Below are 25008 nucleotides of genomic sequence, written 5' to 3'. Positions count from 1 at the left end.
AACAGTGTTTTTGCATTTGGGTGATCTTTTGAACGCACATCAATACCGTTGGTTTGAGTTATTTTCGGTCTTTATTCTACTTCCCTGTATTGCTTATCTTTTTCGCGCGGAGCTCGCAAACTGGCTTTTTCCAGCCCTTATCACACTAATGGTAGTATGTACCTACCTGTTGCTTGCTGATCCGCACTTTAAGCGCTTTCGGCTAACCAGTTTAGGGCAGTTTTCGGCTATAAAAAAGCGGCTGTTTTCGATGTTTTTTATCGGCGCATTATTCTCAGGCATGCTGTATGGCTTAATCAGTCAGGAGGGTTGGTTTGACTTTCCGATCAACTCTACTCTGGATTGGTTGGTGTTGCTCATCGCCTATCCGATTTTATCGGTACTGCCTCAAGAGCTCATTTTCAGAAGTTACTTTTTCCATCGATATAAACGTATCTTGCCTAGCAAAACAGTCAGGGTAGTCCTCAGTGCCAGCCTATTTGCGTTTGCACACTGTGTCTATGATAACTGGATGGCCATTGTATTGTCTTTTCTAGGAGGTCTGTTGTTTTCATATACCTATGCCCATAGCCGCTCTTTAGCAGTATGTGTTTTAGAGCACAGTTTATGGGGGTTGTGGATATTTACCATTGGGGCTGGAAAATATTTGGATGCGGGAGTTACTTTTACGTAGCTGTGAGGCTACAACCTCACAGCTACGTATTTATTAGAAGCCGAACAAACTCACAGCGAAGTACTTAGTCGCTACTGTATTGACGAATATAACTAATAGAATGACTGGAATAAAAGTCGACAGCGAAAAGTTCACATACTTCTCCATAAAGCTCCCTTTATAGTTTTCGCAGCCCTGTGACAATTCGTCTGAAAGACTTGCCTTTCTCCAGCGGTATGTAACAAATAAGCAGAGTAACAAGCCGTTGAACGGTAATATGGTGTCGTAGAATACGTCTGACACAATATCAAAGAAGCTCTTATCAACACCACCGTACTGGGTAAACTTGGTAAGCCATTCAACCATACCGAATGACATTGTGCACATAACAGTTAAAATGCCCGTTGATACCGCTAACACTGTAAGAGACTTCTTACGGCTGTAACCTTTGGCTTCCATTAAGCTCGCAGTCGGAACTTCTACAATCGATACCAATGATGTAATCGCTGCGAAGAAAACTAATAAGAAGAAAATGCCCGCTACAATTGATGCACCTGCATACCCGATATCAGCTTGCATAGTCAGAAATAGCTGAGGCAAGTACACAAAAATCATAGAAACCGATGAATCTGATAACTCTTCAGGATTAACATTAGGGTTAAAACTAAAAATGGCTGGCAGCACCATTAGACCTGCGATAAACGCAACTAGTGAGTCTGTAACAGCAACCATTTTGGAGCTGCCGACAATATCTTCTTTTTTGGAAATATAGGATGCATATGTGATCAAGATACCCATACCCAAAGACAGCGAGAAAAATGCTTGTGACAAAGCACCATTTAAAACACTGGCATCCATTTTTGAAAAATCTGGAACTATGTAGTAACGCACGCCCGCCATCGCATTATCGAGTGTTAGTACATAACCGACTAAACCAATAAGGAGTACGAATAATGCAGGCATCATCAGCTTGGCGGCCTTTTCAATACCCTCTTTAACGCCACCAACTAAGATCAAATTAACCAATACAACAACACCAGCCATGTAGCCAAATACACTGTATTCATTAATGAATATGCCAAAATTATCTGGGTTTGCTAACTGGTCTAGATTACCCGTTACGGTTTGCACTAAATACCCAAATATCCATACCGTAACCACCATATAAAAGACAGCGATCATAAATGGCGTCAGAACCGCCAACGCACCAGCAAGTGACCACTTTTTATCTCCGCCAGTTAAAGAATGGTAAGCACCATAGGGGTCTTTTTGCGCTTTTCGGCCAAGCGCCATTTCAGCGATCATGACAGGCAAACAGATAAATATAACAAATAGAGCGTAAACAATTAAAAACGCGCCGCCACCATTTTTTGCAGCAGATACTGGGAAGCCTACCAGATTTCCGATCCCCACAGCGGACCCTGCCGCTGCTAAAATGAAACCCAGCCGAGAGCTAAACTGCTCGCGATTCGCACTCATTAAAACAACCTTATTATTATTTTTTCACGATAGTCGAAGGACTGTACCAGCCATAGCCTGAGGATTTCAAGTATAAATCTAGATTCTGATCAGATAACGTCATTTCATTTACATTTGGGGACAATCCAGTCTATGATACGAAACACAAAATTAATTACGCATTATTTCTGATTATTATGCTTTACATGATTTACTCAACGGACGTAGAAAACTCTCTCGAAAAACGTATGAATGCGCGACCTGCTCATCTTGAACGTTTAACCGAACTAAAAGAACAAAATAGATTGTTTGCTGCTGGTCCATTACCTGCAGTAGATGATGAGAACCCAGGAGAAGCTGGGTTTACAGGTTCATTGGTAATTGCTGAGTTTCCCTCTTTAGAAGAAGCTCAAGCTTGGGCCAAGGCAGATCCTTATATTGAAGCAGGTGTGTACGCGAGCAGCGTAGTCAAGCCATATAAGAAAGTACTCCCTTAACAAAAGTTCAGCACGGGTTAAGACAAATCTCTTTACCCTGCTGTCCAAGATGTTAAGCAACCCCTACGTGGAGCTTAAAATGCAGTTGCCTTTATGTTTTGCAATGTTCATTTTTGTTTGTTCCCTGATTTTTAATCAGGCACATGCAACACCGCAAGACACCATAAGTAAAAAAGAAGCCGTACAATTGGCAACCACCAAGCAGCCTGGGAAAACACTAAAGATTTCTCTCGAAGGTGATTACTTTGTTGTGCGTATACTTCAAAGCGACGGCAGAATTATTGATGTAAAAGTTCACAAAGTAACGGGTGAAGTGAAGAAGGATTGACGATGCGAATTTTAGTAATTGAAGATGACATTCAGCTAGCCGAAAACCTCCGCAATGTGCTGGAAAAAGAGAAATACAGCGTTGACCTATGTCACGATGGCGAAAACGGCCTTTTTCACCTGACAGAGTATCCGCTGGACTTGGCAGTCGTCGATTTGGGTTTACCTAAGTTAGATGGCATTGAGTTGATTAGACGAGCACGTGCGCAAGATATCAAAATTCCAATTTTGATTTTAACCGCTCGAGATCGTTGGCAAGAAAAAGTCGAAGGTTTAGATGCAGGTGCCGATGACTACCTCACAAAACCATTTCATGTAGAAGAGCTTATAGCTCGCTGCAACGCTTTAATAAGGCGCAGTGCAGGTCAAGCTAACCCTGAAATTAGCATTGGCCCAATCACTTTACATACGCGCTCTCAACAAGTTTTTGTCAATGATAGAGAATTGTCGCTGACCGCTTATGAATACAAGGTGCTTGAGTATTTAATGGTGAATCCGCACAAGGTCATTTCTAAATCAGAGCTTACAGAACATATCTATGACCAAGATTTTGACTTAGATTCCAATGTAATCGAAGTTTTTGTCTTACGTCTGCGTAAAAAGCTTGACCCTGATGGGACACTAAACCCTGTAGAAACCTTACGTGGTAGAGGTTATAGGTTTAAAACCCAGTGGTAAGTAGCGCACAAGTTTCTCTCAAAATAAGACAAGGATTTATCCTTGTCTTTGTCTTAATTGTCGCGCTTCCCGCTTTATTTTTCTCAATTGGACGTGCCTATTACGCCACGTTAGTCGATGCCACTGAAAAAACATTAGAAGCGCACCTTTATTCTTTGATCTCTGAAGTAGAGTTTGTCTCCGATGGCATCTCTATGCCTAGAACCATACTCGCTCCTGAGTTAAATCGTTTAAATTCTGATACGTATGCACTGGTATATCAAGAAAACACGCTTGTTTGGTATTCAGAATCGGCGGTTAGTCTTACCGTTACACCTGATGTGTCACAAACCCAAGCCGGTGCATCTGAATTTAAAAAAGTACGATACAGTGGTGAAGACTTTTGGCAATTAAGTTTAACCGTCATTCTAGGTAATGCCGAGCAATCACAACAAGCCAAATTTATCTTACTCAAGAAAAATTCCGCCCTGCTTGCATTGATGTCAGAATTTAGAAACACCTTGGTCAATTGGATGCTCATTATGGGCATCGTGATTGCGGCACTAATGGCATTTGGTTTTGTCTGGAATGCCCGCCCTCTGCAACGACTGGACAAAGAAATAAAAGAAGTCGAATCAGGTGAACGCGATAAAATATCCGGCCTCTACCCTGTTGAGCTCAATACCATAAAGGCTGACCTCAATTTGCTGCTTGATTCGCAAAGGCGTCAAAAAGAACGCTATAGAGCATCGTTAAGTGATCTTGCCCATGCCTTGAAAACACCACTTGCAGTGCTAAAATCAAGCCCTCTGGCAGCCGATACAGAAGCTCAAGAGCAACTAGATCGCATAAACGCCATGATAGAACACCAGCTGAAACGAGCGGCCACAGGCGCATCTGATACGTGGAAAAAGCAAACTAAGGTCAAACCCGTCCTGGATTCAATTCTCAATGCAATGAGTAAAGTATACTTAGATAAGGGGATCGCGTTTACAACTGACTGTGAGCAAGGTGCAGCTTTTCTAGGCGATAAAACCGATTTGATGGAAATATTGGGTAATATCATCGATAATGCTTGTAAAGCATGTGCGCATAAAGTTGATATTACTGTTAAAACAGACGCCAAAAAAGGCATCGCATTTGTTATTGGTGATGATGGCCCAGGCATTCCTGAGAACAAACGAGATGAGCTTTTACAACGAGGCTCGAGACTAGATACTTATGAAGCAGGACATGGTGTAGGTATGGCAATTGTCTCGGATTTAGTCGCCTCTTACCATGGGCAAATCATTATTGATTACAGTGAGCTTGGTGGCGCCGAATTTACGATAGAGTTTAACTATGATCAAAACCATTAATATTTTTCTATTTTTCACAATAGTATTTAGTTATGAAACGCTGGCTCGTTCAGAAGCGCTAACCGATTGTAGTCACCTAGAGTCAGACCACCCACAAAAAGCAAAAAGATACCTAATGTGCTTAGATGGTAATATTGAATTACTTGAACGCAGCCGTCAAACGTGGATCACCAAGTTGCTCATGGATACTGAAGAACTTGAGAAGAATACTGGTAATACACAATTGATGCCCATCATTAAGCGAAGCCTGCTTAGTCAGAGCCGATATATGGAAGACTCCTGCAAATGGCGTTACCTAAAAGAGCTCCCTAACTCAACAAGAGCAGCTAAAGTGTTTAAGCGCTGTAAGATTTCCTTCTTACAGCAGCATGCGCAAGAGTTACAGGCTAATTTTTAGCGTCTTCATAGCTACCAAGCATGGTCGCCAGCCAGCGGCCATCTTCACTATTTTCCAGACCAATTTTTACAACCATAGTCAACGGCACTGATAGCAACATACCAACAGTCCCTAATAACCAACCCCAAAATATCAGTGAAACAAACACCACAAGAGTCGAGAGACCCACACCTTTACCCATATATTTTGGTTCAATTATATTCCCCATGATAGTGTTAATAGACAAATAGCCCGCCGCGACAAGGCCGCTGATAACAGGTCCATGTGTAACAAGTGCCAATAATACCGGAGGGACAGCCGCTATTATGGATCCAATATTGGGAATATAATTCAATAAGAATGCCAATACGCCCCACAAAACAAAGTAGTCCACATCAAGGAGCCATAATAACAAACCTGCCAGTGTGCCTGTCGCTAATGAAACCACTGTTTTAATTGCTAGATAACTATTAATTGAATTTAAAAAGCGGTCAATTTGCTGCATCTTCATTTGTGGGTCATCCAATGCGACATGCACTTTTTTGCTTAGCATAGGTGCTTCAAAAAGCATAAATACGACAGTTAACAAAATGAGGAAAATATTTGCCATCACACCACCAAACCCCGCAAGCATATTGGTGGCAACGTCGATCATTTTACCGGGGTCAAACAGGGATATTAGCTGTTGCTTATCAATTAATATATTGTACTGCGCCGCTGTATCAACTAGCCAAATAAATTTACCCTGCAATGCTTCCCGGTAGCTCGGCAGCTGCTGTGAAAAGTCATTTAGTGACTGCCCAACCAATCCGGCGAGACTCATGCCTAATAACGCTACAAGTGCAATAATAATGACAATGGCAGCGCCTTTGGGGATCCGGTAGCTGGCAAAGAACTTTAATAATGGGTTACAGATAATCGCAATAAATGCAGCCAAGATAAATGGCACTAAAATATCGTTTGCCAGTTTTATTCCTGCCAATACAATGAATAATGAAGCCATAACAACTAGGCTCTTGTTTATTCCAGTCAATGATGACACTGTTGATCCTTATGCGCAGTCGCAACGTTGAAGATAAAGTTAACACATAACTTTCGAATGTTTCTGCTACTATTGTAATTGAATTTAAATTCAAAGCACTAGGGCACATTAAAAAACATATATAAACCAGAGACTAATTGAGCGTGGAATGAATATACTGATCACGGGTGGAACCGGACTAATTGGGCAAGAACTTTGTAAATTTTTAGTCAATAAGTATAACTTAGTCATACTGACTAGAAATGAGCTAAAAGCAAGGCATCTATTAGGGCAAATAGGACAAAATTCTCGATTTGTTGCATGTTTGTCTGAGGTCGATTTTAACGACATCGATATTATTATCAATTTGGCTGGAGAACCTATTGCTGATAAACGCTGGAGTGATAAACAAAAGCAGGCAATAATTCAAAGCAGAGTTGGCATCACTGAGCAAATCGCAGCCTATGTTAACGCCGCTCACAACCGCCCTCATACGTTTATTTCAGGCAGCGCCATTGGATTTTACGGTAGACAACCCGCTGATGTCGCAGTTGACGAGTCGTACGATAACCCTTACAACGAATTTAGCCATCAGCTCTGCCGTGATTGGGAACAAGCAGCCTTGAAAACTAAAAGTGAGCATACGCGAGTATGTTTACTACGCACTGGTGTCGTACTGTCTCGCCGTGGCGGCGCTTTGAAAAAGATGTTGCCTGCATTTTCTTGGGGGATGGGTGGACCCATGGCTTCTGGAGAGCAGATGATGTCATGGATACATATTGACGATATGATACAACTCATATTGTTTCTTATTCGCCATGATGAACTTGAAGGTGCATTTAATGCAACTGCCCCCAACCCAGTTTCAAACAAAGAATTTTCAGATTGCCTTGCAACAGTACTTAATCGTCCCGCTTTTTTTTGGTTACCAGAAAGCTTTTTGAAATGGGCCTTTGGTGAAATGTCTGACATTTTAATATATGGCCAAAAGGTCATTCCCAAAAAAGCTCTTGATGCCAATTATCGCTTTAGATATCAATCTCTTGAAGAAGCCTTAAAACAAATAATGCACTAATGTAAAACACTTGGCCGTGAAAAGATCGAGTCGCCATATAGTGAATCATGCTTTTGCCAACTGTGTTGCAAAAGCACTGATTAACTAACCTAAAAATAAAAACAGCCGATGATTGGTCGAGGCCATAATAAAATTTAAATAGCGATAGAACAAAACCCCAAATTCATTGCTCAGCATTTTTCTGATCATAGATGCAGATTCAGCCAGCGTGGTTATACTTAAACCTACATCAAACGAAGAGCTTTTTGATTGTTTTACACCCGACTCTCACATGCTATTAAAACCATCATGCACAGCAAGTACTTACTATCGCTGCGCGAAGCTTTTATTTCCCTGCTTCCCTATTTTGTCAGTAGTGCTTTAGCCTTGTTGGTTCTCAACAGTGCAATATACTTCAACCTACTCACACCTACACATACTCTATATCGAATCTTGTTCAATGGCGCGTCGTTGATTTTGGGCCTTTTCCCAGTATTTGTAGCCACTTCAATCGGTTTTTTCATCAGCAAAAATTATGGTCATAGCGGTATTATTGGTGCAATGCTGGCGCTGCTTTGCTTCGCTGTACATGGTCAGTACATTGTCTATAACAATGATGCCTACGAACTAAACCCAACAGGCGCGACACCTTTTGCGATCATTATACCTAGTATCAGTAGTTTATTATTAATTGTTTGTATGGAGTTACAGCCAAGTTTTGAACGTTATCTGTATCAAGTCAGCCATTTTTTAAGTGAAAAGTTACGGACAATTGTGCCTTTTTCTGTGGTATTTTTTAGTTTCTATTTGTTTATGCCACTGCTGTATACAGCCGGTGAAGAAATAGCGTATTGGCTGACACCCGATATGACCAACACTTCCGTGGCTTGGCTCGCCTTCCAAAGAATGCTTATTACCCACGGGTTATGGTTTCTCGGTATCCATGGTGATAACACATTCGATATGTTGCTAAGTTCAGGATTTTTATCACAACCCATTCTGCCCGGAATTTCAGCAAAAACGTTTTACGATACCTTTGTACTAGTGAGTGGAACTGGTTGCTTTGCTGGATTAATTCTTGCTGCTCTTTGCCTACGACGCAGTGGACATGAGCGCAACATTGCCAAACTCTCTATTCCATTTACCGCATTTAACTTTTGCGAAATCATCGTCTTTGCCTTACCGATTTTTTTAAACCCCATCATGTTGTTACCTTTTATGCTGGTTCCTTGCTTAAACTTCGCAGTATCTTACGTTGTTTTAAGCCAAGGCTGGGTTGATGTTAGCAACATTGAAATAAGCTGGATGACGCCAGCCATCATTAGTGGCTACAGAGTGTCTGGAGGGCTTGATGGCGCATTCTTGCAAATTTGTTTAATTGTACTTAGCGCTATCGTTTATTACCCTTTTTTAAGATGGCACAATCGACAAATCAATTTTGAAAACGCCATAAATAAGCTCAGCGACAAACTGAATATTTCGGAACAATTGCGCTCTTCAGGTGAGTTAGCATTTATCTCACATCAAAGAGATATAGAATTTGCCAGTAAGGAGCTCAATCAAGTGCTTACTGATATCAGTACGGGCAAGCTCAAGCTATTTTATCAGCCTCAAATTTGTCAAATTTCAGAAACTATAAACGGACTCGAAGCACTACTGAGGCTTCAAAAGCCAAATGGGTCCCTAGTAGGCCCCTACTTTTTGGACACTTTAATCAAACATGACCAAACGGATATCATAGACAAATGGGTAATCGAACAGGCGCAGCGAGATTTAGAATACTTTAATAAAAAGGGGTTTACGCCAATTATAAGCATCAATGTCAATCCGAAAGTCATGATTGACCATGTCCTCATTAATTACATCTGTGACAAGTTCCAAAAATTCCCAAATCAATTAAAAATTGAAGTCGTTGAGTCAGGTTATTTAAGTGATAAAAATAAAGTCATCCGCAATATCCAAAAACTTCGGGCATTTAATATCATCACTGTCATAGATGATTTTGGTACTGGGTATTCTAGCTTGTCTATGTTAGCTGACTTACCTATTGATATCATAAAATTAGACAAATCACTTCTAGATAACGCACAAGAAGAATCCGGCGCAGATTTCTATACATATGTCGTCGAGCTGCTCCACAAAATGGATAAACACTTAATCGCAGAAGGCGTAGAAACACGTTATCAACTGGAGTTTGTTCGAGCACTTCAAGTTGAAACTGTACAGGGGTGGTATTATCAAAAAGCATTACCAAAACAAGACGTAATTAAATTCACAACTCAATTCAATTCGAATAAACCCTAGCCAACTTAAGATAGCTATCTGATATAGCAATTAATTGCACAAAGTGTTAGCTTTCCATCACGACCTGATAAAAACTACGCTAAATCACAAGCCAAAAAACTCTGAGAACTTCCCAGCCTTAATGTGTGCATTTAATATGGAGGACGCCGATTTTGAGGAAGAGAGTTTATAAAAGAAGCCATGACATAAAATAAAACCTCACAACATTAAGTCGCAAGGTTTACCTTATCAATTAAAATTAACGATATCGGCCATAGGTATGTGTTTGGCTGTCTAATACATATCTGAAACCACTTACATACACGGGTCCTCGGCACTGAATATGCCCTTGATGTGTAAAAGATACCATAGTTCCAGGGAACGAACCGGATTCAGGAAAAGACGAACCAATGTGCTCATATTGGCAAATTGTGATCTTGCCGTAAGCGCTAGAAGTTACTTGATCTTCTTTAACCTCTTGAGATGAAGCTGATGTAAAAAGTGGAGCTAAAAGTAGTACTGCTGCGATATGTTTTTTCATTATATTTCCTTTATATTTGTTAAGTACCGCTAAAAAATATAAACAAACAAAAACAACAGATTAACATTACAAAACAATAAAATTTCAATATATATTAAAAGCTTAATTACTCTATACTTACAAAAACCTCAAACCAGACAAAATAATTCAATCCAACCCACCAGCAATTTCATTATTCACAACAAACAAGACACCGCTTTAACAGCTGCAAAAGTAACACCGCCATAAACCATGAATATAAAAATAAATATTTATGATAAAAATAAAAAAACACAACAAAGTGACCGCGAAAAGGGTAATTTATTGCAGATTTTACAGAAGCAATCCTGGAAGTATTTCAACACTAAATCTTTGACTTTACCTGAGGCAATATTACATTAAATAGCCCCAATGAAGTTTGTGAATTATGAAACAGAGTGGTTTTCACCCAACAGCGATAAGTTAAGCTTTGTTACGAGCTAAACTTATATAAATAAATTGAAATGTTTGGTTGGTACTTAAACTTATTAGTCATATACCTGAAACTGCGCTTGTAGCAAACTTTTAGATGACTCTGCTGCGGCACTCTAGAGGATAATAGTCGATATGTTGTGCCTGTGCTTTGGGGTGCAACCACTAATACCCTAAAAGTTCGATAACCATCATAACACACAACAAACGGAATATTGGCTGAACGCAGGAAAGGATCTCTATAACTTCCAAATTAAATTAAAATTAACCAACACAAAAAACGCAAATTTAAAAGTGCGCCAACAGCCCTACATATCAATATAACCAGCTACAGCTTGATACAGAAGAAAGAACGGCTATTTATTATATTTCAATCGACAAACCTTTATAGTTTTTCGATGAGAATAAATTAAATGATTAGATTAAAAACCAACAAATACAGTCGAACTTCTCTTTTAGTCTTGATTGCGGCAACTTTAGCCGCATGTGGTTCAGAAAGTAAAAATACGGCGCCGAGTATTAAACTAAGCAACAACAAAATATCTGTCGTTCAAAATAGCCGAGGCGTTCTGTCTGCCACTGTAACTGACATTGACAACAACCTAGACTCAATCAGATGGCAACAAATTAGTGGTAATGAGCAAGCCTTGATAGAGCAACTAGACAAGCCTTCAACTCAATTTTTAGCGCCAAAATTACCTGGCCAATATCAATTTCGTATAACTGCTGTGGATAAACTAGGCAGTCATTCAAACGCTGAGATAAATGTCGAGGTTGTACCCATTGAGGAAGTTGCAGGATCAGAGCTGAATAAATTAATGGATACCCTGTACACAATGCACCAACCGCTCATTGCCAACATGGCTTTGTCAGTGACTTTTAACGATCTTGATTACACATGGCAAGGTGCCACCGGGTTTGCAAACGTACAAGCACAGCAAGAAATGACCATTTCCCATCCATTTAGAGTCGCAAGTATTTCAAAAACAATCACAGCAGCTGTGACCATGAAAATGATTGAAATGGGAAATTTCAGCTTGGATACTCAATTGTCTGAATTATTGAGCGACTCAGATTTACCGCAAGGCTTTCGAGTCGCAGATCTACACCAGAGCAATGGAGTCAAGCGAGGAGGACAAATCACTATACGCCAATTGCTCGACCAAAGCACCGGAATTAAAGATTATATATCCTATATGTGTGATCCTGCATCACCTGATTATATAGAGTTGGATAGAGCACTCAGTGGCAAACAACAACAAAATATGCTGTGGGAACCACAAAAAATATTGCAGAATATGCTAGAGAGAGGGCTGACAAACAACCTTAATTCAGCACCTGGTGAGCAGCACCTTTACTCAGACAGTAATGCTGTTTTACTCGGTATTGTACTTGAAAAAGTCGCCAATGCTCCCCTACATCAATTAATGGAACAATTGGTATTTGCTCCATTAGCAATGGACAGCACTTTTATGGACTTTCATGGCAATCACAAAGCCCAAGACCCAGCTGACCACTACTACCTTCTAAGCAAAGACAATCATGAAAAAAGCTATCCAGAGCATTTTTATGCAAACCATAATATAAATGCAATCAATATGAATACTTCATTTGCTTGGGCTGGCGGAGGAATAGTCTCAACACTTGGTGATTTGAACCGCTTTTACCGCGCGATTCATGAAGGTACACTTATTCAAGACCCTGAGTTACGCGCCCAATGGTTATCGTGGAGAATACCTGTCGATGCGCAAGGTTCCGAATTTTATGGCTTGGGCCTACAATCAGCAATTGGCGAACTAAACGCTTCTGATACCCAGATAGAAATGATTGGACACGCAGGCTCTTGGGGAGCGTTAGCCTTTGACTTTCAACCTTACAATATCAGAATAATCGCTTGGGCTAGCCAATTTGATACACAAGCGCATTGGATGTTTGCCGAGTCCGTTCTCACAACACTTGAAGAAATGGGCTATAACAAAGCTTTTTAAATCGATGATGATCGAACCTAGCCGTTCGATCATCTTAAACAATAAACTCACCTCAAGTATGACCGCCAAATTACCTCTAAACGCCCACCCTAAGGCAGTATACGAACAAAGCCTGAAATCGAGAAAACTGTATAAAGTCGTTAACTGATACTACAAGGGCTATGTACTTTGCTCTGCACGAGTAAACCATGCCACTACCTGCTTTAAGTAAGCATCTCCATACTTGGCAGCAAACTCTCGTGTATGAAGGTCATTTGGGTTACTCAACGCATGGATCCGGGCTCTTGCGTATTCTGGTGTTAAATTGATATTGCAACGCACTGTAATTGCATGACGCCACTGTTCATAACTTTGAAAATAAAAACTACTGTGCTCATTCATAATGCCTGAGTCCCTCTGTTTAAGCGTGTATATTAGCGCGGTGTGTAGAGTACTAAGCTGTACCTTGGAAACAGTAGAGCACTCAACTTATGTTACTATATAACGATTCGACAGAGGTAAAGTTTAGACTAGCATGTAAAAATACGCGCCATATTTACGACTCCAATACAAAATAACCAAGTCTATTTTTAAGAACTAATAGCTAGCAGCAACTCGACAGAACAACTGTTATCCCGGCTAATGTGTCATGGTCATGTGTCATGTGTCATGTGTCATGTGTCATGTGTGGCAAGAAGTTGAAGGGAAATATAATTGTGGCGAAAAATAAGTACTAGATATTTAATATTTCGGCTCAAAAGGTCGAAACCAAGCCATAAAAAAAGCGCGTTTTACAACGCGCTTTTTTAGTCAATAATCTTTACGATTAAACAACTTTAACTGGCACGGCTTGCTCAGAACCAAACTTAGTCGTTAGCTCTTCTTCAAGCGGAGTAAATGCTGTTAGGTCAATGCCTTCAACCGCAGCTTTATACTCGTCCATCGTTGGGAAACGGCCAAGTACAGTTGAAAGTACAACTAACGGCGTTGAACCAAGTAGAGACTCACCTTTCTTCTCTGATGTATCTGCTACAACACGGCCTTGGAATAGACGCGTTGAAGTTGCGATTACAGTGTCACCAGGCTCAGCCTTCTCTTGGTTACCCATACATAGGTTACATCCAGGGCGCTCTAGGTAAAGGATGTTTTCGTACTTAGTACGCGCTGCTGTTTTTGGCTTCTCATCGTCAAACTCGAAACCAGCGTACTTAGCTAGAATTTCCCAATCACCTTCTTCTTTAAGCTCATCAACAATATTGTATGTTGGTGGCGCAACAACTAGAGGTGCTTTGAACGCAATTGAACCATTTTGCTTCTCAAGGTTACGTAGCATCTGTGCAATGATCTGCATGTCACCTTTGTGAACCATACAAGAACCAACAAAACCAAGATCTACAGGCTTGTCGTTATAGTATGATACAGGACGAATCACATCGTGCGTGTAACGCTTAGACACATCTTCATTGTTTACGTCAGGGTCTGCAATCATTGGCTCAACGATTTCGTCAAGGTCGATTACTACTTCAGCGTAGTACTTCGCGTTGTCATCTGGTGCAAGCGCTGGTTGCTCGCCAGACTTAACACCTGCGATACGCTCATCAGCAAGATCAATAAGACCTTGTAGTGTCTTCGCTTCGTTTTCCATACCCTTGTTGATCATGATCTGGATACGGCTCTTAGCAAGTTCAATTGACTTGATAAGCGTTTCATTGTTTGAAATACAGATTGACGCTTTCGCCTTCATTTCTGCAGACCAGTCAGTGAATGTGAACGCTTGGTCAGCCATTAGCGTACCAATGTGTACTTCGATAATACGACCTTGGAACACGTTCTCGCCGCCAAATTGCTTAAGCATCTGCGCTTGAGTAGCGTGTACAACGTCACGGAAGTCCATATGCTCAGCCATGCTGCCTTTAAAGGTCACTTTTACAGACTCAGGAATTGGCATTGCCGATTCACCAGTTGCAAGAGCAAGCGCTACAGTACCTGAGTCGGCGCCGAACGCGACACCTTTAGACATACGGGTGTGCGAGTCACCACCGATGATAATAGCGCGGTCATCGATTGTAATGTCATTCAATACTTTGTGGATAACGTCAGTCATTGAATGGTAGATGCCTTTTGGATCACGCGCAGTGATAAGACCGAACTTGTTCATGAATGCCATTAGCTTCGGAATGTTCGCTTGCGCTTTCTTATCCCATACAGACGCTGTATGACAACCAGACTGGTATGCACCGTCAACAAGTGGAGAAATCGTTGAAGCAGCCATCGCTTCAAGTTCTTGCGACGTCATAGGACCCGTTGTATCTTGCGAACCAACAATGTTCACTTTAACACGAACGTTAGAACCTGCATGTAGTGGCGCGTCTGAAGCAACACCTACAGCGTTACGATTAAAGATTTTCTCAACCGCTGTTAGGCCTTGGCCCTCGTGAGAAATTTCTTTTGAAGGTGCATAAACAGTTGGTGCTTCAATACCAAGCGTTTCTGCCGCTAGTGTTTGAAGTTTCTTACCGAATACGACCGCGTAAGAACCACCCGCTTTCATGAATTCTACTTTTTGTGGCGTGAAAGCAGATGAAATATCAGACAGTTCTTCTTCGCCGTTATATAGTTTTTTCGCTTTAGTATCGATAGTAAGCACTGTGCCAGTAGCTACTGAGTATGCTTCTTCTAATACTGGGTCACCGTTTTCATCAGTCACAGTGTTACCGTTAGCATCTACTTTCTTAACCCAGTTTTTAAGGTCAAGACCAATACCACCTGTTACATCAACAGTAGTAAGGAAGATTGGTGCAATACCGTTAGTACCAGCAACAACTGGTGCGATGTTGATGAATGGAACATAAGGGCTTGCTTGAGTACCAGCCCAAAGCGCTACGTTATTCACACCAGACATACGTGAAGAACCTACACCCATTGTGCCTTTCTCAGCGATAAGCATTACTTTTGCGTTAGGGTGCTTCTCTTTAAGCGCAACGATTTCTTGTTGTGCTTCAGGTGTGATCATACATTGGCCGTGAAGTTCACGGTCAGCACGTGAGTGCGCTTGGTGACCAGGAGAAAGCAAGTCAGTAGAGATATCACCTTCACCCGCGATGAAAGTAACAACTTCGATTTTTTCAGCAACATCAGGAAGCTTTGTGAAGAACTCTGCTTTCGCATAGCTTTCTAGGATATCTTTAGCAACTGCGTTGCCTGCTTTGAACGCGTCTTGTAGACGAGCAGTGTCCGCGTCGTATAAGAATACTTGTGTTTTAAGTACTTCAGCAGCTTGCTGTGCAATCGCTTCGTCATTGCCAAGTGCAAGATCAAGAAGTACCGCAATTGAAGGGCCACCTTTCATGTGAGAAAGAAGCTCAAATGCAAAGTCAGCTGTGATTTCAGCAACAGTCTCTTCACCTAAGATAATTTCTTTTAGGAATTGTGCTTTAACACCAGCAGCGCTAGTTGTGCCTGGAAGTGTGTTGTAGATGAAGAATTTAAGCGAATCTTCGCGGTGCTCATGCCCAGCGTCTTTGATTTGGGCAATAATTTCAGATAATAGCTCTGCGCTATCAATTGGTTTTGGATTTAGTCCTTGTTCCGTTTTACGGGTTTGGATCTCTTCCAAGTACTCAGTATACAAACTCATATGAACCTCGTCAGGCAGTAATACGCATAGATAAAACAGGGTTATTTTACCCTAATTTAGTGCGCTAGTAATCATTTAACTAAAAAGCGATTTTAGTTTTAGTTTGCGCCGCAAAATACACTAAATTCACTAGGTTACGCTAATTTATAAAGTTAATGCGCGGTATAAATAAGAATTATGTGATAATGATTATTATTTCCGAGATAAATATTTGTCACTTTCCTACTCAAAAAGTAGATATGTGACTAACCAATATCAAACTCATTACGCAAATAAATAAAACCAAAAAAACAACGTAACCACTTGATATAGAGTTAAAATAAATAACCTTTGTGGCCTCTCCGTGCCAAGATAACTTTTACCCTATAATGAGCGCACACGGTATGTATGAAGGAATCTTTGAGCACCGCTCACAATCGCGTAACTCATCATTGGACTTGCTCAATTTTGTACAGTGAAATGAGGACCTAAAAAACACTGAGTTGGTTCTTATGTAGCTGAAAGTAGATATAAAAAACGGCCATTAAAAAAGGCCCTTAGTAGGGCCTTTTTTATCTATGCATTTAACACGCTTAAAACTCGAGTTGAGTTTAAATCAATCCCTTCAATTTTTGCTTGGGCAAAATAGCTGACTAAGTAAAAGTCCAACTTATGGGAATCACCTTGCAGCTTTTCATCAAGCAATGCAACTTGCTCCGCCATTCTTGCCTGCTGCTCCCCCTCAGGTGAATCAACATTGGTCAAAATTTCAAGCCTTAACAACAATCTTTCAGCACTCAAGCCCAAGGTGTTTTTACCTTGCCAACAAGCTGGGATATCTTGATTATTTTCAACAGCGCTTACTAGCTCTGAAAACTTTTCTCGATTCAGAGTTGAAAACAACTCATTCAACTTTACTTCAACTTGTTCAAGCAATGACTTTTTGATTTTATTCAAACCGCCTAACACTTCCAAGCTACCAATCTGAGCCTGCAACTGCGTTAATTCAGACTGCGTTTTTGCATCGATCACTAAACTGTCCAGATTAGCAAGCTCCTGACGCTGCTGCGTTTCAAGAGCCGCATTCTCGCGTTTTTGTTGTGCTACTATCTCTTCACGTTTAGCAAATACCGCATCATTGTGCTTTCTAAACGATTGCCACAAAACATGTTCATTCTTACTGCCAGCAAATCCAATACCCTGCCACTGCTTCTGCAGTGTCTTTAATACCTCACAGGCTTCAGCCACATTCTCATTGTCAACTTGTGCCAATGCTTCGTCAACCAATGCTTGCTTTTGCTGCGCATTGTTTTGGTGGTGCGCCTTCAGGCGTGCATTTGCTTTTGCATATGCATCGCGATATTGACCATTTAATGATTGGTAAGTTTGGGCATCCAAGCTACCTGCACTGCGCCAAAGTTTATTGATCCGGTTAAACTGGCTTTCAAGCTTGCGCCAACTGCCTTCTTCTTCAACTGAGAAGCTTTCCAATTCTTGCATTTCTGTAATGAGCTTTTTACGATCAACAACGACTTGTTTACGTGCTTCTTCTTGTTCAGCGAAATACGTACGACATGGCGCGAACAACAATTCTATTTTTTCGTCGAACACTTTTGCTTGTTGTTTCTCTTCTTCACTTTCGATACGACCAAGTTCGTTCCAACGAATTCGCAACATTTTAACGTCTGCTGCTCGTACTTTAGGATCAACGTCTGTTTCTGCTAGTTTTTCATCTAACTGTTCAAGGAGCTCTGTACGTTTTGGTGCAGATGCGTATTTTTGCCAATCTTTGAACTCTGCAAGTTGCGCTTGCAATGTATCGTACTGCTTGCTCACTTGCTCTTTGTGCGCTTCAGTAAGTTGCTCATAACTTTCAGATAAACCATTGAACACACCAAACGCAATATTAAAGCGCCCTTGTTCAATCAACCTCTGTACATCACGTGCTTTCTTACGCGATTCTTTAAGTAATTTCTGTTGCTGCTCTACTAGTGGTTTCATCCCATCTAAAAAGGATTTAGACACCTGATTCAACTCACTTTTTGCATTCTGCTTTAACTCACCTGGCAAAGATTTTAACGCCACATTACATGTTTGATATGCACGTTTTTGCTCACCAAGTAACGCATCAAGACGCTCAATATCTTCACTGATCTCAACCTGCTTCAATACATCCAATGCAGTTTGAAACTCTTTCGTTGCAGCAATCATTTCTGGCAAGGTTGTCAGTAAGTCGTTTAATTGCGTAAGTTTTCGCATTAGACCTTTAACTTCCGCCGTTTCATTATATGCAGAATCAGCCAATGTACTGTGTAATTGGCCGAATTGACTTTGTAATGAAGTTTGTGACTCAACATCCAGCTTACTTACTGCCTCATTCAGTACTACTTCAAAAGCACCGATCTGAGACGTGTATTGTGCAATAGTTTGCTGCTTTTCTTGTTGCGCTTTTTGTACCGCTGCTTCAGCTTCAAATTGTGCTTTGAGTTTTTCTATATGCGCGGTCAGTTTGTCCGTTAACTTTTGGTACTTTTCAGACTGTACACCCAGCGTTTCTTCATCTAGCCACTTTAACTCAAGGCTTTGCCACTGTTGACTCAATTCGTTGAACTGGCCACTAACCGTTTCGTAATCAAGTTTTTCTCGCAGTGCATTAAACTTAGCCAAAATCAGTTTTACCTGCTCAGCTACCTGCTTCGGCATAACTTTCGCCAAGTGAGCTTGCTCTATATGCGCATCAATTTGAATTTTAGCTTCGCCTTGCGCACTTTTCGATACCGTTTTTGTTAGTTCATACTGAAAAACCAATTCTAACAAAGCAAGTTGAATAGATTCTTCACCTTCCCTAAAAGCTTTCTCAATAAGACGCGCATTTGCTATCCGCTTTAATAACTTTACACGTTGTGTTTGTGCAATATCTGAGAAAGCAAGCTTTTCTAAGGTCTTCTGCGGAGCATATCTGTCAATATACTCTTCACGGATATCATTGCTTAACATTTGTGAGCCAGACAACACTGCTTGACTGATATGCTGCTCTGCAATTTCTTTGAGTTCTTGGTCTTGTTTGTAGACTTTCCACCACAGACCCAAATCGTCAATTTTATTGAGGACTTTTTTTCTTATTTGAATTGAGTCGTCCTCAAGTGCCAGAGTCGTTAGTGCTTCGACGTCCTTGGTTGTATCTAATTTATCCACCGCCGCTAAGCGCACTTGCGCCTTAGGGTGCTTCCATTTAGGTGTAAATAAGTGTTTAAAGATCATTTTCAGTGAACCTAGCTATTTCGTTTTCTGCTTTAAATTCTTTTTGCAATTCGCGTTTCGATTTTTGAACCATTTCACCACTTTCATTAATCGTAAATTGCTCGTTCGATTTTGCGATTTTTGCCTGATATAACATGACGAGTTGAACAGTTTGTTCTTTTTGTGCTTCAGTTAATTCTGTGCCATCGGGCCAACGCCCTGTAGAAGCACCATACTGTAAGCGTTCAAATACTTCTGGGGTAATGCTACTTACCAAATTATCTACATTCATCGTCACTTTTTCTTTTTCAAAATTACCAAGATCACGCGATTAATTAGGTACCAAACCATACCTATGCCAATTGCGGATTTAGCTGCATACATTTCAATGCTGCCTTCAACTGGGTGGTGCCAATACAAATATAAAAAACCACCCAAAAATAAAATCAGAGCCAGAAATGAGTAATTCATAATACTCTGTTGTTTCTTAATTCGGTTTCTAGCCGAAATTCGACGTATTTCGTCGTCACTTATTTTCCCAATTTCTACACCACAGTGAGGACACTCAGTGTGCTTTGAAGAAATCGATTTACTACAACTCGGGCATTGGGCAATTGCCATACTTTCGCTACTCCGAATAAAAAATAAGGCGCCATATGGCGCCCTATTCTACTTGGTTTGAGTTAGTTTGTCTTATTGGAAATCGCGAGATTTTTCGATTTTATCGCTATCTGAAGCTTGATCTTTTCCATTTTCAAACTTTTCCCAATAATCATCCACGGTTTCTTTCATTTCTTTTCTCAAAACCATGATGCCGAATAAGTTCGGTAAGGTCATCACAACAATACCTACTGCAGCCAACTTCCAAATTAACGTGGTATCTGCAAAGGATGCCCAAAAGAAGCCTGCAACATAAAAGACGCGATACGGCATCACGGAGCGTGGGCCTAGTAGGTATGTCATTGCTCGGTCACCGTAGTAAGACCATGCAATCGCTGTTGAAAATGCAAATAATAGCAGGCCTATTGAAACAATATACTTACCACTGTCGCCAAAGTACCCACGTGTAAAAGCTTTTGTTGTTAATTCTGCTGAGTGAACAAGCGATTTACCTTGAATAGAAATACTCGGGTCAACGGGCATACCACTTTCTATTTCAACGACTCCGGTGTATTGATGCGAATCAGAAATGCCAAAGCGAATATCTTCACCAATCGAGCGAGAATGCAGCACGGTAAAATCTTTGTTTACTGCTATGCCTTGTACGACCTGAATTGTTCCATTGTATTCTTCAACTTTATGATCAGAATACCCATTCAGATATTTATACAGTTCAGATCTGTCTGCGTCATTACTCTCATCATAATTGCCTTTTATAAAAGTCATCGACGATCGTTCAAATTCTGTTTCGAATTTTTCTGTCCATACCCCAGATGATAAAATAACCAACCCAGTTAATGTACAAATAATAATGGTATCAATGAAAGGCTCTAAGATAGACACCATACCTTCTGACACTGGTTCATCAGCTTTTGCTGATGCGTGTGCGATTGGCGCAGAACCTTGACCTGCTTCGTTAGAAAATAGACCTCGGTTTACACCTCGGTTAAATGCATAAGCGAATGAAGCGCCCAAGAAACCACCCGCAGCTGCAGAGCCGGAAAATGCATTTGTAAACACAGCAGCAAATGATGGTGCAATATTTTCAATATTGTAAAAAATAACCGCAAACGCACCTAGGATATAAACAGCCGCCATCACAGGCACTACTTTTGAAGTAATCGCAGCAATACGTTTGATGCCACCTAAGATAACCAATGCCAAAAGAATTGAAAGCACAGCACCAGTTGCCATTCTTTCAAATCCAAATGTCGCTTCCATACCTTGAGCGATGTTGTTAATTTGCGGCAAGCTACCTGTACCAAAAGAACTTATCACAGTTGCGATAGCAAAAAGCACCGCTAACCATTTCATGTTTAAGCGTCTGTCCATATAGTACATAGGACCACCCGCCATTGTGCCATCTTCTGTCTTAACACGGTATTTGTGCGAGAGCGTCACCTCTACAAACTTGGTTGTCATACCAAAAAAAGCGGTCATCCACATCCAAAACAGAGCAGCGGGTCCACCGATTGATATCGCCAAAGCCACACCACCTATGTTACCGGTACCAACGGTACCTGACAGAGCAGTTGATAATGCTTGGAAGTGTGTCGTGTCACCTTCAAGAGACTTTTTGTCATATTTGCCCGTTACAACTCGGCAAGCATGTTTGAAATAGCGAATTTGCGGGAACTTTAAATAAACTGTAAAAAAGAACCCCACCCCAAGCAATACATAAGGAAACCACCACGAGCCTCCTAGCATGGCATCTAAGCTATCAAGAAAACTTCCTAATGCGTCCACGACTTATCCTCTTCTAATTGTTGTTATATAAAAAAAGGCAACCTCAAAGGCTGCCTTAATTACTTATTATCGTAAGTTATCTACAACTTTTACGATTGCTGATAACGTATCCTGTCCAAACTGGTAAGAGCGTTTGTCAGACCAGCCATAATGTGGATCGGGCAGATCCGCATTGTCTTTAAACGGCATTTCGATGGTGTATGAAAGTGCTTTAAATTCTTCACCAACTGCACAAGAAGCAACGGTTAGATTTGCTTGTCCCGGCTCATCTTTAGGATAACCGTAGACATCTTGAAAATCAGGTGTGATAGTCAATAATGCATCTTTAAACTGACTCTCTAGACTTTCAAGGCGTGCATCATAACTTGGAATACCTTCACTGCCCGCGACAAAGTTGTATGGAAGAGCTTCATCACCGTGAATATCCAAATACATGTCTAGACCAACCGCACGCATTTTTTCAAGTACGTAATAAACTTCTGGAGAATTTTCAATACTTGGAGTCTGCCACTCTCGGTTGAGGTTAACGCCATTGGCATTTGTTCTTAAATGACCACGAACACTGCCATCCGGATTCATATTAGGCACAATGTAAAAAACCGCCTTAGATAACAATGCTGCCGCATGAGGGTCTTCATCATCTAGCAATTTATGCAATAAACCTTCGACAAACCATTCCGCCATGGTTTCACCTGGATGTTGACGCGCAGTGATCCAAATTTTCTTTTTGGTTTCACTTGGCTCACCAATAACAAGCAAGCTGATATCTCTACCATCGATAGTTTCACCCAAAGTTTCTATTTGGCATGCATCGTGGCTTTGTGCCCAATAAAGTAAATCCAAATGGCGCTCATAACTGTACGGCGCGAAATAAGCAAAAAATGTATGGCTATATTCAGGCTCAAAGTCGATAACCAACTGACCATCTTTGTACTCTGAAGGCACTCTGAACCAATTTTGTCTATCGTATGAAGCAACAGCATGGTAGTCATCCCATCCTTCAGGGTAAGCAGATGCCTTTAAATTATTGATGTGTAATTTATGTTCTACAAAAGGAGTTGACTCTAGACGGAAGTGAAACCATTGAAAAAAGTCTGAGTTATTGTCTTTGTTGATTTCAAGCTGAATATCACGAGGCTGCTGCGCCGAAATGACCTTGATATTTCCGCTGTCAAAATTACTGGAGATTCTCATATATACCCTAAATTTATTGGCAATCATTCTTGCCGTAATATTGCGTTTTCTTTGCTAAAGAATGAATTGTTATCCATGTTAGCCAGATGTAGCTAAAAACATGGAAAAGCCTATCATACATAACGCCAATCAAAAACTAAAAAAGCCAGCAATTGCTGGCTTTTTTCATCGTCAAAGCGAAATTATGGCAGACTTGGGAAAGCTACTTCCGCCATGTCACGCATTACACGTACTACCTGACAGCTGTAACCAAACTCATTATCGTACCAAACGTATAGTACAACACGATCGCCATCTACAATTGTTGCTTGAGAATCAACAACACCTGCATAGCGGCTACCAACTAAGTCAGTAGATACGATTTCTGTTGATGCTGTGTAGTCGATTTGGTCACGAAGATCTGAGTACAGAGATGTTTCACGTAAGAACTCATTCAGCTCTTCTGCTGTCGTCTCTGCATTTAGATTCAGGTTTAAAATCGCCATCGATACATTTGGCGTAGGAACACGGATTGCGTTGCCTGTTAGTTTACCAGCAAGCTCTGGTAGAGCTTTTGCTACCGCTTTTGCCGCACCAGTTGAAGTGATAACCATGTTCAGTGCCGCACTGCGACCACGACGCTCTGCTTTGTGGTAGTTATCAATTAAGTTTTGGTCATTTGTGTATGAGTGAACAGTTTCAACGTGACCATTCTTAATACCAAACTTATCATTAAGCGCTTTTAGTACAGGTGTAATCGCGTTAGTTGTACAACTTGCCGCAGAAACAATCTTATCTTCATTAAGAATATCAACATTGTTAACACCATATACGATGTTTTTGATGTCGCCTTTTGCTGGTGCTGTAAGTAATACTTTTGAAGCACCTTTTGAAGCAAGGTGTTTGCCCAAACCATCTTCATCTTTCCATACACCTGTGTTATCAACAACAAGTGCATTCTCGATGCCGTACTTAGTGTAATCTACTTCTTCTGGTGAATTAGCGTAGATAACTTGGATGTAGTTACCGTTTGCTTTAATCGCACCCTTTTCGTGGTCAACAGTAATTGAGCCATCGAATGGACCGTGGATAGAGTCACGACGTAGTAAACTTGCACGTTTTTCAAGGTCACCATCACGGCCACCACGTACAACGATTGCACGTAAACGTAAATCAGCGTGAGAGCCGCCGCGCTCGATAAGCAGGCGCGCTAATAAACGTCCAATACGACCAAAACCATATAGTACAACATCGCGAGGTTCAGGGCCTGTGCCTTTATTTAATAAGTCAGCAAGCTCACTATTTAAGTACTCTTCGATAGAGCGGCCTTCACCTGCATTTTTGTAGATGTATGCATAAGCTAACTTACCTAAATCGATACGACCAGGTGCAAGCTCCATTTTGCTGATAGCTTCTAGGAAAGGGAAGCTTTCACGAAGACGCAATTTAGTCTCTTCAAAACGTGCTACTGTTTTATGTGCTTTGATAACGTCAATAGTACTTGTGTTTACAAGTGGACGACCATAAACAGCAATTTCAACACCCAAGTTACGGTACAAACGACCAATGATCGGTTGCATATTTTCAGCGTAATCTTGGCGCTCTTGCCAGCTATTTTGATATTCTTGCTCGTGAGATAAGGTCATTTTTTCTGCCTAATAAACAATTTTTTTGAACGGATAGCCCTATTGGGCACCGCCATTCTAATTTAATCTGCAATTATTCTCCACTCTTACCCATATATTTCCGTTTGTTTTCGTAAAAGGAACGACCAATACACAGAAAAATGTCTTATTTTTTCTTCATATTGGAGAAAATATGCGTATTTATTATTTTTGACATGCGACTAAACTAAGTAATTAGTAGTAAATACTGCGGCTGTAGAACTAAACTTGCTGCACTTCAACTCGTTTAAGCTGTTTCGTAAGGTGC

General features: G+C 40.8%; 20 protein-coding genes. 9 read left to right on the top strand and 11 right to left on the bottom strand.

What is annotated here, in order from left to right:
- Positions 1-28: 28 nt before the first annotated feature.
- Positions 29-673, top strand: a complete 645-nt coding sequence (locus N483_RS25305) for a CPBP family intramembrane glutamic endopeptidase (protein ID WP_036976729.1) — start codon at positions 29-31, stop codon at positions 671-673.
- A gap of 33 nt (positions 674-706) precedes the next feature.
- Here N483_RS25305 and N483_RS25300 read toward each other — a convergent pair whose 3' ends face one another.
- Positions 707-2131: a sodium-dependent transporter gene (locus tag N483_RS25300; RefSeq protein WP_023400328.1), complete on the bottom strand. Its 1425-nt coding sequence runs from the start codon at positions 2129-2131 to the stop codon at positions 707-709.
- 176 nt (positions 2132-2307) lie between these two features.
- Between N483_RS25300 and N483_RS25295 the strand changes: the two genes are divergently transcribed.
- From N483_RS25295 to N483_RS25275, 5 genes are all read left to right on the top strand, one after another.
- Positions 2308-2607 carry a YciI family protein gene (locus tag N483_RS25295; protein WP_023400327.1) on the top strand — a complete coding sequence of 100 codons (300 nt, stop codon included), beginning with the start codon at positions 2308-2310 and terminating at the stop codon, positions 2605-2607.
- Between the two features lie 79 nt (positions 2608-2686).
- Positions 2687-2935 carry a PepSY domain-containing protein gene (locus tag N483_RS25290; RefSeq protein WP_023400326.1) on the top strand — a complete coding sequence of 83 codons (249 nt, stop codon included), beginning with the start codon at positions 2687-2689 and terminating at the stop codon, positions 2933-2935.
- A gap of 2 nt (positions 2936-2937) precedes the next feature.
- The gene (locus N483_RS25285) at positions 2938-3612 is read left to right on the top strand and encodes a response regulator transcription factor (RefSeq protein WP_023400325.1); all 675 of its coding nucleotides are present in this window, start codon (positions 2938-2940) and stop codon (positions 3610-3612) included.
- Positions 3606-4949, top strand: a complete 1344-nt coding sequence (locus N483_RS25280) for an ATP-binding protein (protein ID WP_023400324.1) — start codon at positions 3606-3608, stop codon at positions 4947-4949. Before N483_RS25285 ends, N483_RS25280 begins: the two co-directional genes overlap by 7 nt.
- The gene (locus N483_RS25275) at positions 4933-5346 is read left to right on the top strand and encodes a hypothetical protein (protein ID WP_023400323.1); all 414 of its coding nucleotides are present in this window, start codon (positions 4933-4935) and stop codon (positions 5344-5346) included. Before N483_RS25280 ends, N483_RS25275 begins: the two co-directional genes overlap by 17 nt.
- Here the strand turns inward: N483_RS25275 and N483_RS25270 are convergent.
- Positions 5336-6367 (bottom strand): AI-2E family transporter, encoded by a 1032-nt coding sequence (locus tag N483_RS25270; RefSeq protein WP_036976696.1) that lies wholly within the window; start codon positions 6365-6367, stop codon positions 5336-5338. The two genes, N483_RS25275 and N483_RS25270, sit on opposite strands and share 11 nt — an antisense overlap.
- 148 nt (positions 6368-6515) lie before the next feature.
- On the opposite strand from N483_RS25270, the gene N483_RS25265 reads away from it, so the two are divergent.
- On the top strand, positions 6516-7421 hold the full coding sequence (locus N483_RS25265) for a TIGR01777 family oxidoreductase (RefSeq protein ID WP_023400321.1): 906 nt from the start codon (positions 6516-6518) through the stop codon (positions 7419-7421).
- Between the two features lie 288 nt (positions 7422-7709).
- Positions 7710-9704 carry an EAL domain-containing protein gene (locus tag N483_RS25260; RefSeq protein WP_052027405.1) on the top strand — a complete coding sequence of 665 codons (1995 nt, stop codon included), beginning with the start codon at positions 7710-7712 and terminating at the stop codon, positions 9702-9704.
- A 238-nt stretch (positions 9705-9942) separates the two neighbouring features.
- Here the strand turns inward: N483_RS25260 and N483_RS25255 are convergent, their stop codons facing one another.
- The gene (locus N483_RS25255; protein ID WP_023400319.1) at positions 9943-10224 is read right to left on the bottom strand and encodes a hypothetical protein; all 282 of its coding nucleotides are present in this window, start codon (positions 10222-10224) and stop codon (positions 9943-9945) included.
- Between the two features lie 863 nt (positions 10225-11087).
- Here N483_RS25255 and N483_RS25250 point away from each other — a divergent pair.
- On the top strand, positions 11088-12662 hold the full coding sequence (locus N483_RS25250) for a serine hydrolase domain-containing protein (protein WP_023400318.1): 1575 nt from the start codon (positions 11088-11090) through the stop codon (positions 12660-12662).
- 159 nt (positions 12663-12821) lie between these two features.
- On the opposite strand, the gene N483_RS25245 is transcribed toward N483_RS25250, so the two are convergent.
- From N483_RS25245 to N483_RS25210, 8 genes are all read right to left on the bottom strand, one after another.
- Positions 12822-13043, bottom strand: a complete 222-nt coding sequence (locus tag N483_RS25245; protein WP_023400317.1) for a hypothetical protein — start codon at positions 13041-13043, stop codon at positions 12822-12824.
- Positions 13044-13467: 424 nt separating this feature from the next.
- Positions 13468-16278 carry a bifunctional aconitate hydratase 2/2-methylisocitrate dehydratase gene (locus N483_RS25240; protein ID WP_023400316.1) on the bottom strand — a complete coding sequence of 937 codons (2811 nt, stop codon included), beginning with the start codon at positions 16276-16278 and terminating at the stop codon, positions 13468-13470.
- 555 nt (positions 16279-16833) lie between these two features.
- The gene (locus tag N483_RS25235) at positions 16834-19518 is read right to left on the bottom strand and encodes a DUF349 domain-containing protein (RefSeq protein ID WP_023400315.1); all 2685 of its coding nucleotides are present in this window, start codon (positions 19516-19518) and stop codon (positions 16834-16836) included.
- The gene (locus tag N483_RS25230) at positions 19508-19789 is read right to left on the bottom strand and encodes a YeaC family protein (RefSeq protein ID WP_023400314.1); all 282 of its coding nucleotides are present in this window, start codon (positions 19787-19789) and stop codon (positions 19508-19510) included. The genes N483_RS25235 and N483_RS25230 overlap by 11 nt, the downstream gene beginning before the upstream one ends.
- A gap of 2 nt (positions 19790-19791) precedes the next feature.
- Positions 19792-20118 (bottom strand): hypothetical protein, encoded by a 327-nt coding sequence (locus N483_RS25225; RefSeq protein WP_023400313.1) that lies wholly within the window; start codon positions 20116-20118, stop codon positions 19792-19794.
- Positions 20119-20190: 72 nt separating this feature from the next.
- Entirely contained in the window at positions 20191-21903 is a 1713-nt protein-coding gene (locus tag N483_RS25220; RefSeq protein ID WP_023400312.1) for an alanine/glycine:cation symporter family protein, read from the bottom strand.
- A gap of 66 nt (positions 21904-21969) precedes the next feature.
- Positions 21970-23097 carry a M14 family metallopeptidase gene (locus N483_RS25215; RefSeq protein WP_023400311.1) on the bottom strand — a complete coding sequence of 376 codons (1128 nt, stop codon included), beginning with the start codon at positions 23095-23097 and terminating at the stop codon, positions 21970-21972.
- A 182-nt stretch (positions 23098-23279) separates the two neighbouring features.
- Entirely contained in the window at positions 23280-24722 is a 1443-nt protein-coding gene (locus tag N483_RS25210; RefSeq protein WP_023400310.1) for a glyceraldehyde-3-phosphate dehydrogenase, read from the bottom strand.
- Positions 24723-25008 lie beyond the last annotated feature (286 nt).

It is taken from the genome of Pseudoalteromonas luteoviolacea NCIMB 1944, from assembly GCF_001625565.1.
Classification (GTDB): domain Bacteria; phylum Pseudomonadota; class Gammaproteobacteria; order Enterobacterales; family Alteromonadaceae; genus Pseudoalteromonas; species Pseudoalteromonas luteoviolacea_F.
The sequence above is the reverse complement of the archived record's forward strand: the minus strand, read 5'-3'. Positions and strand labels throughout refer to the sequence as shown.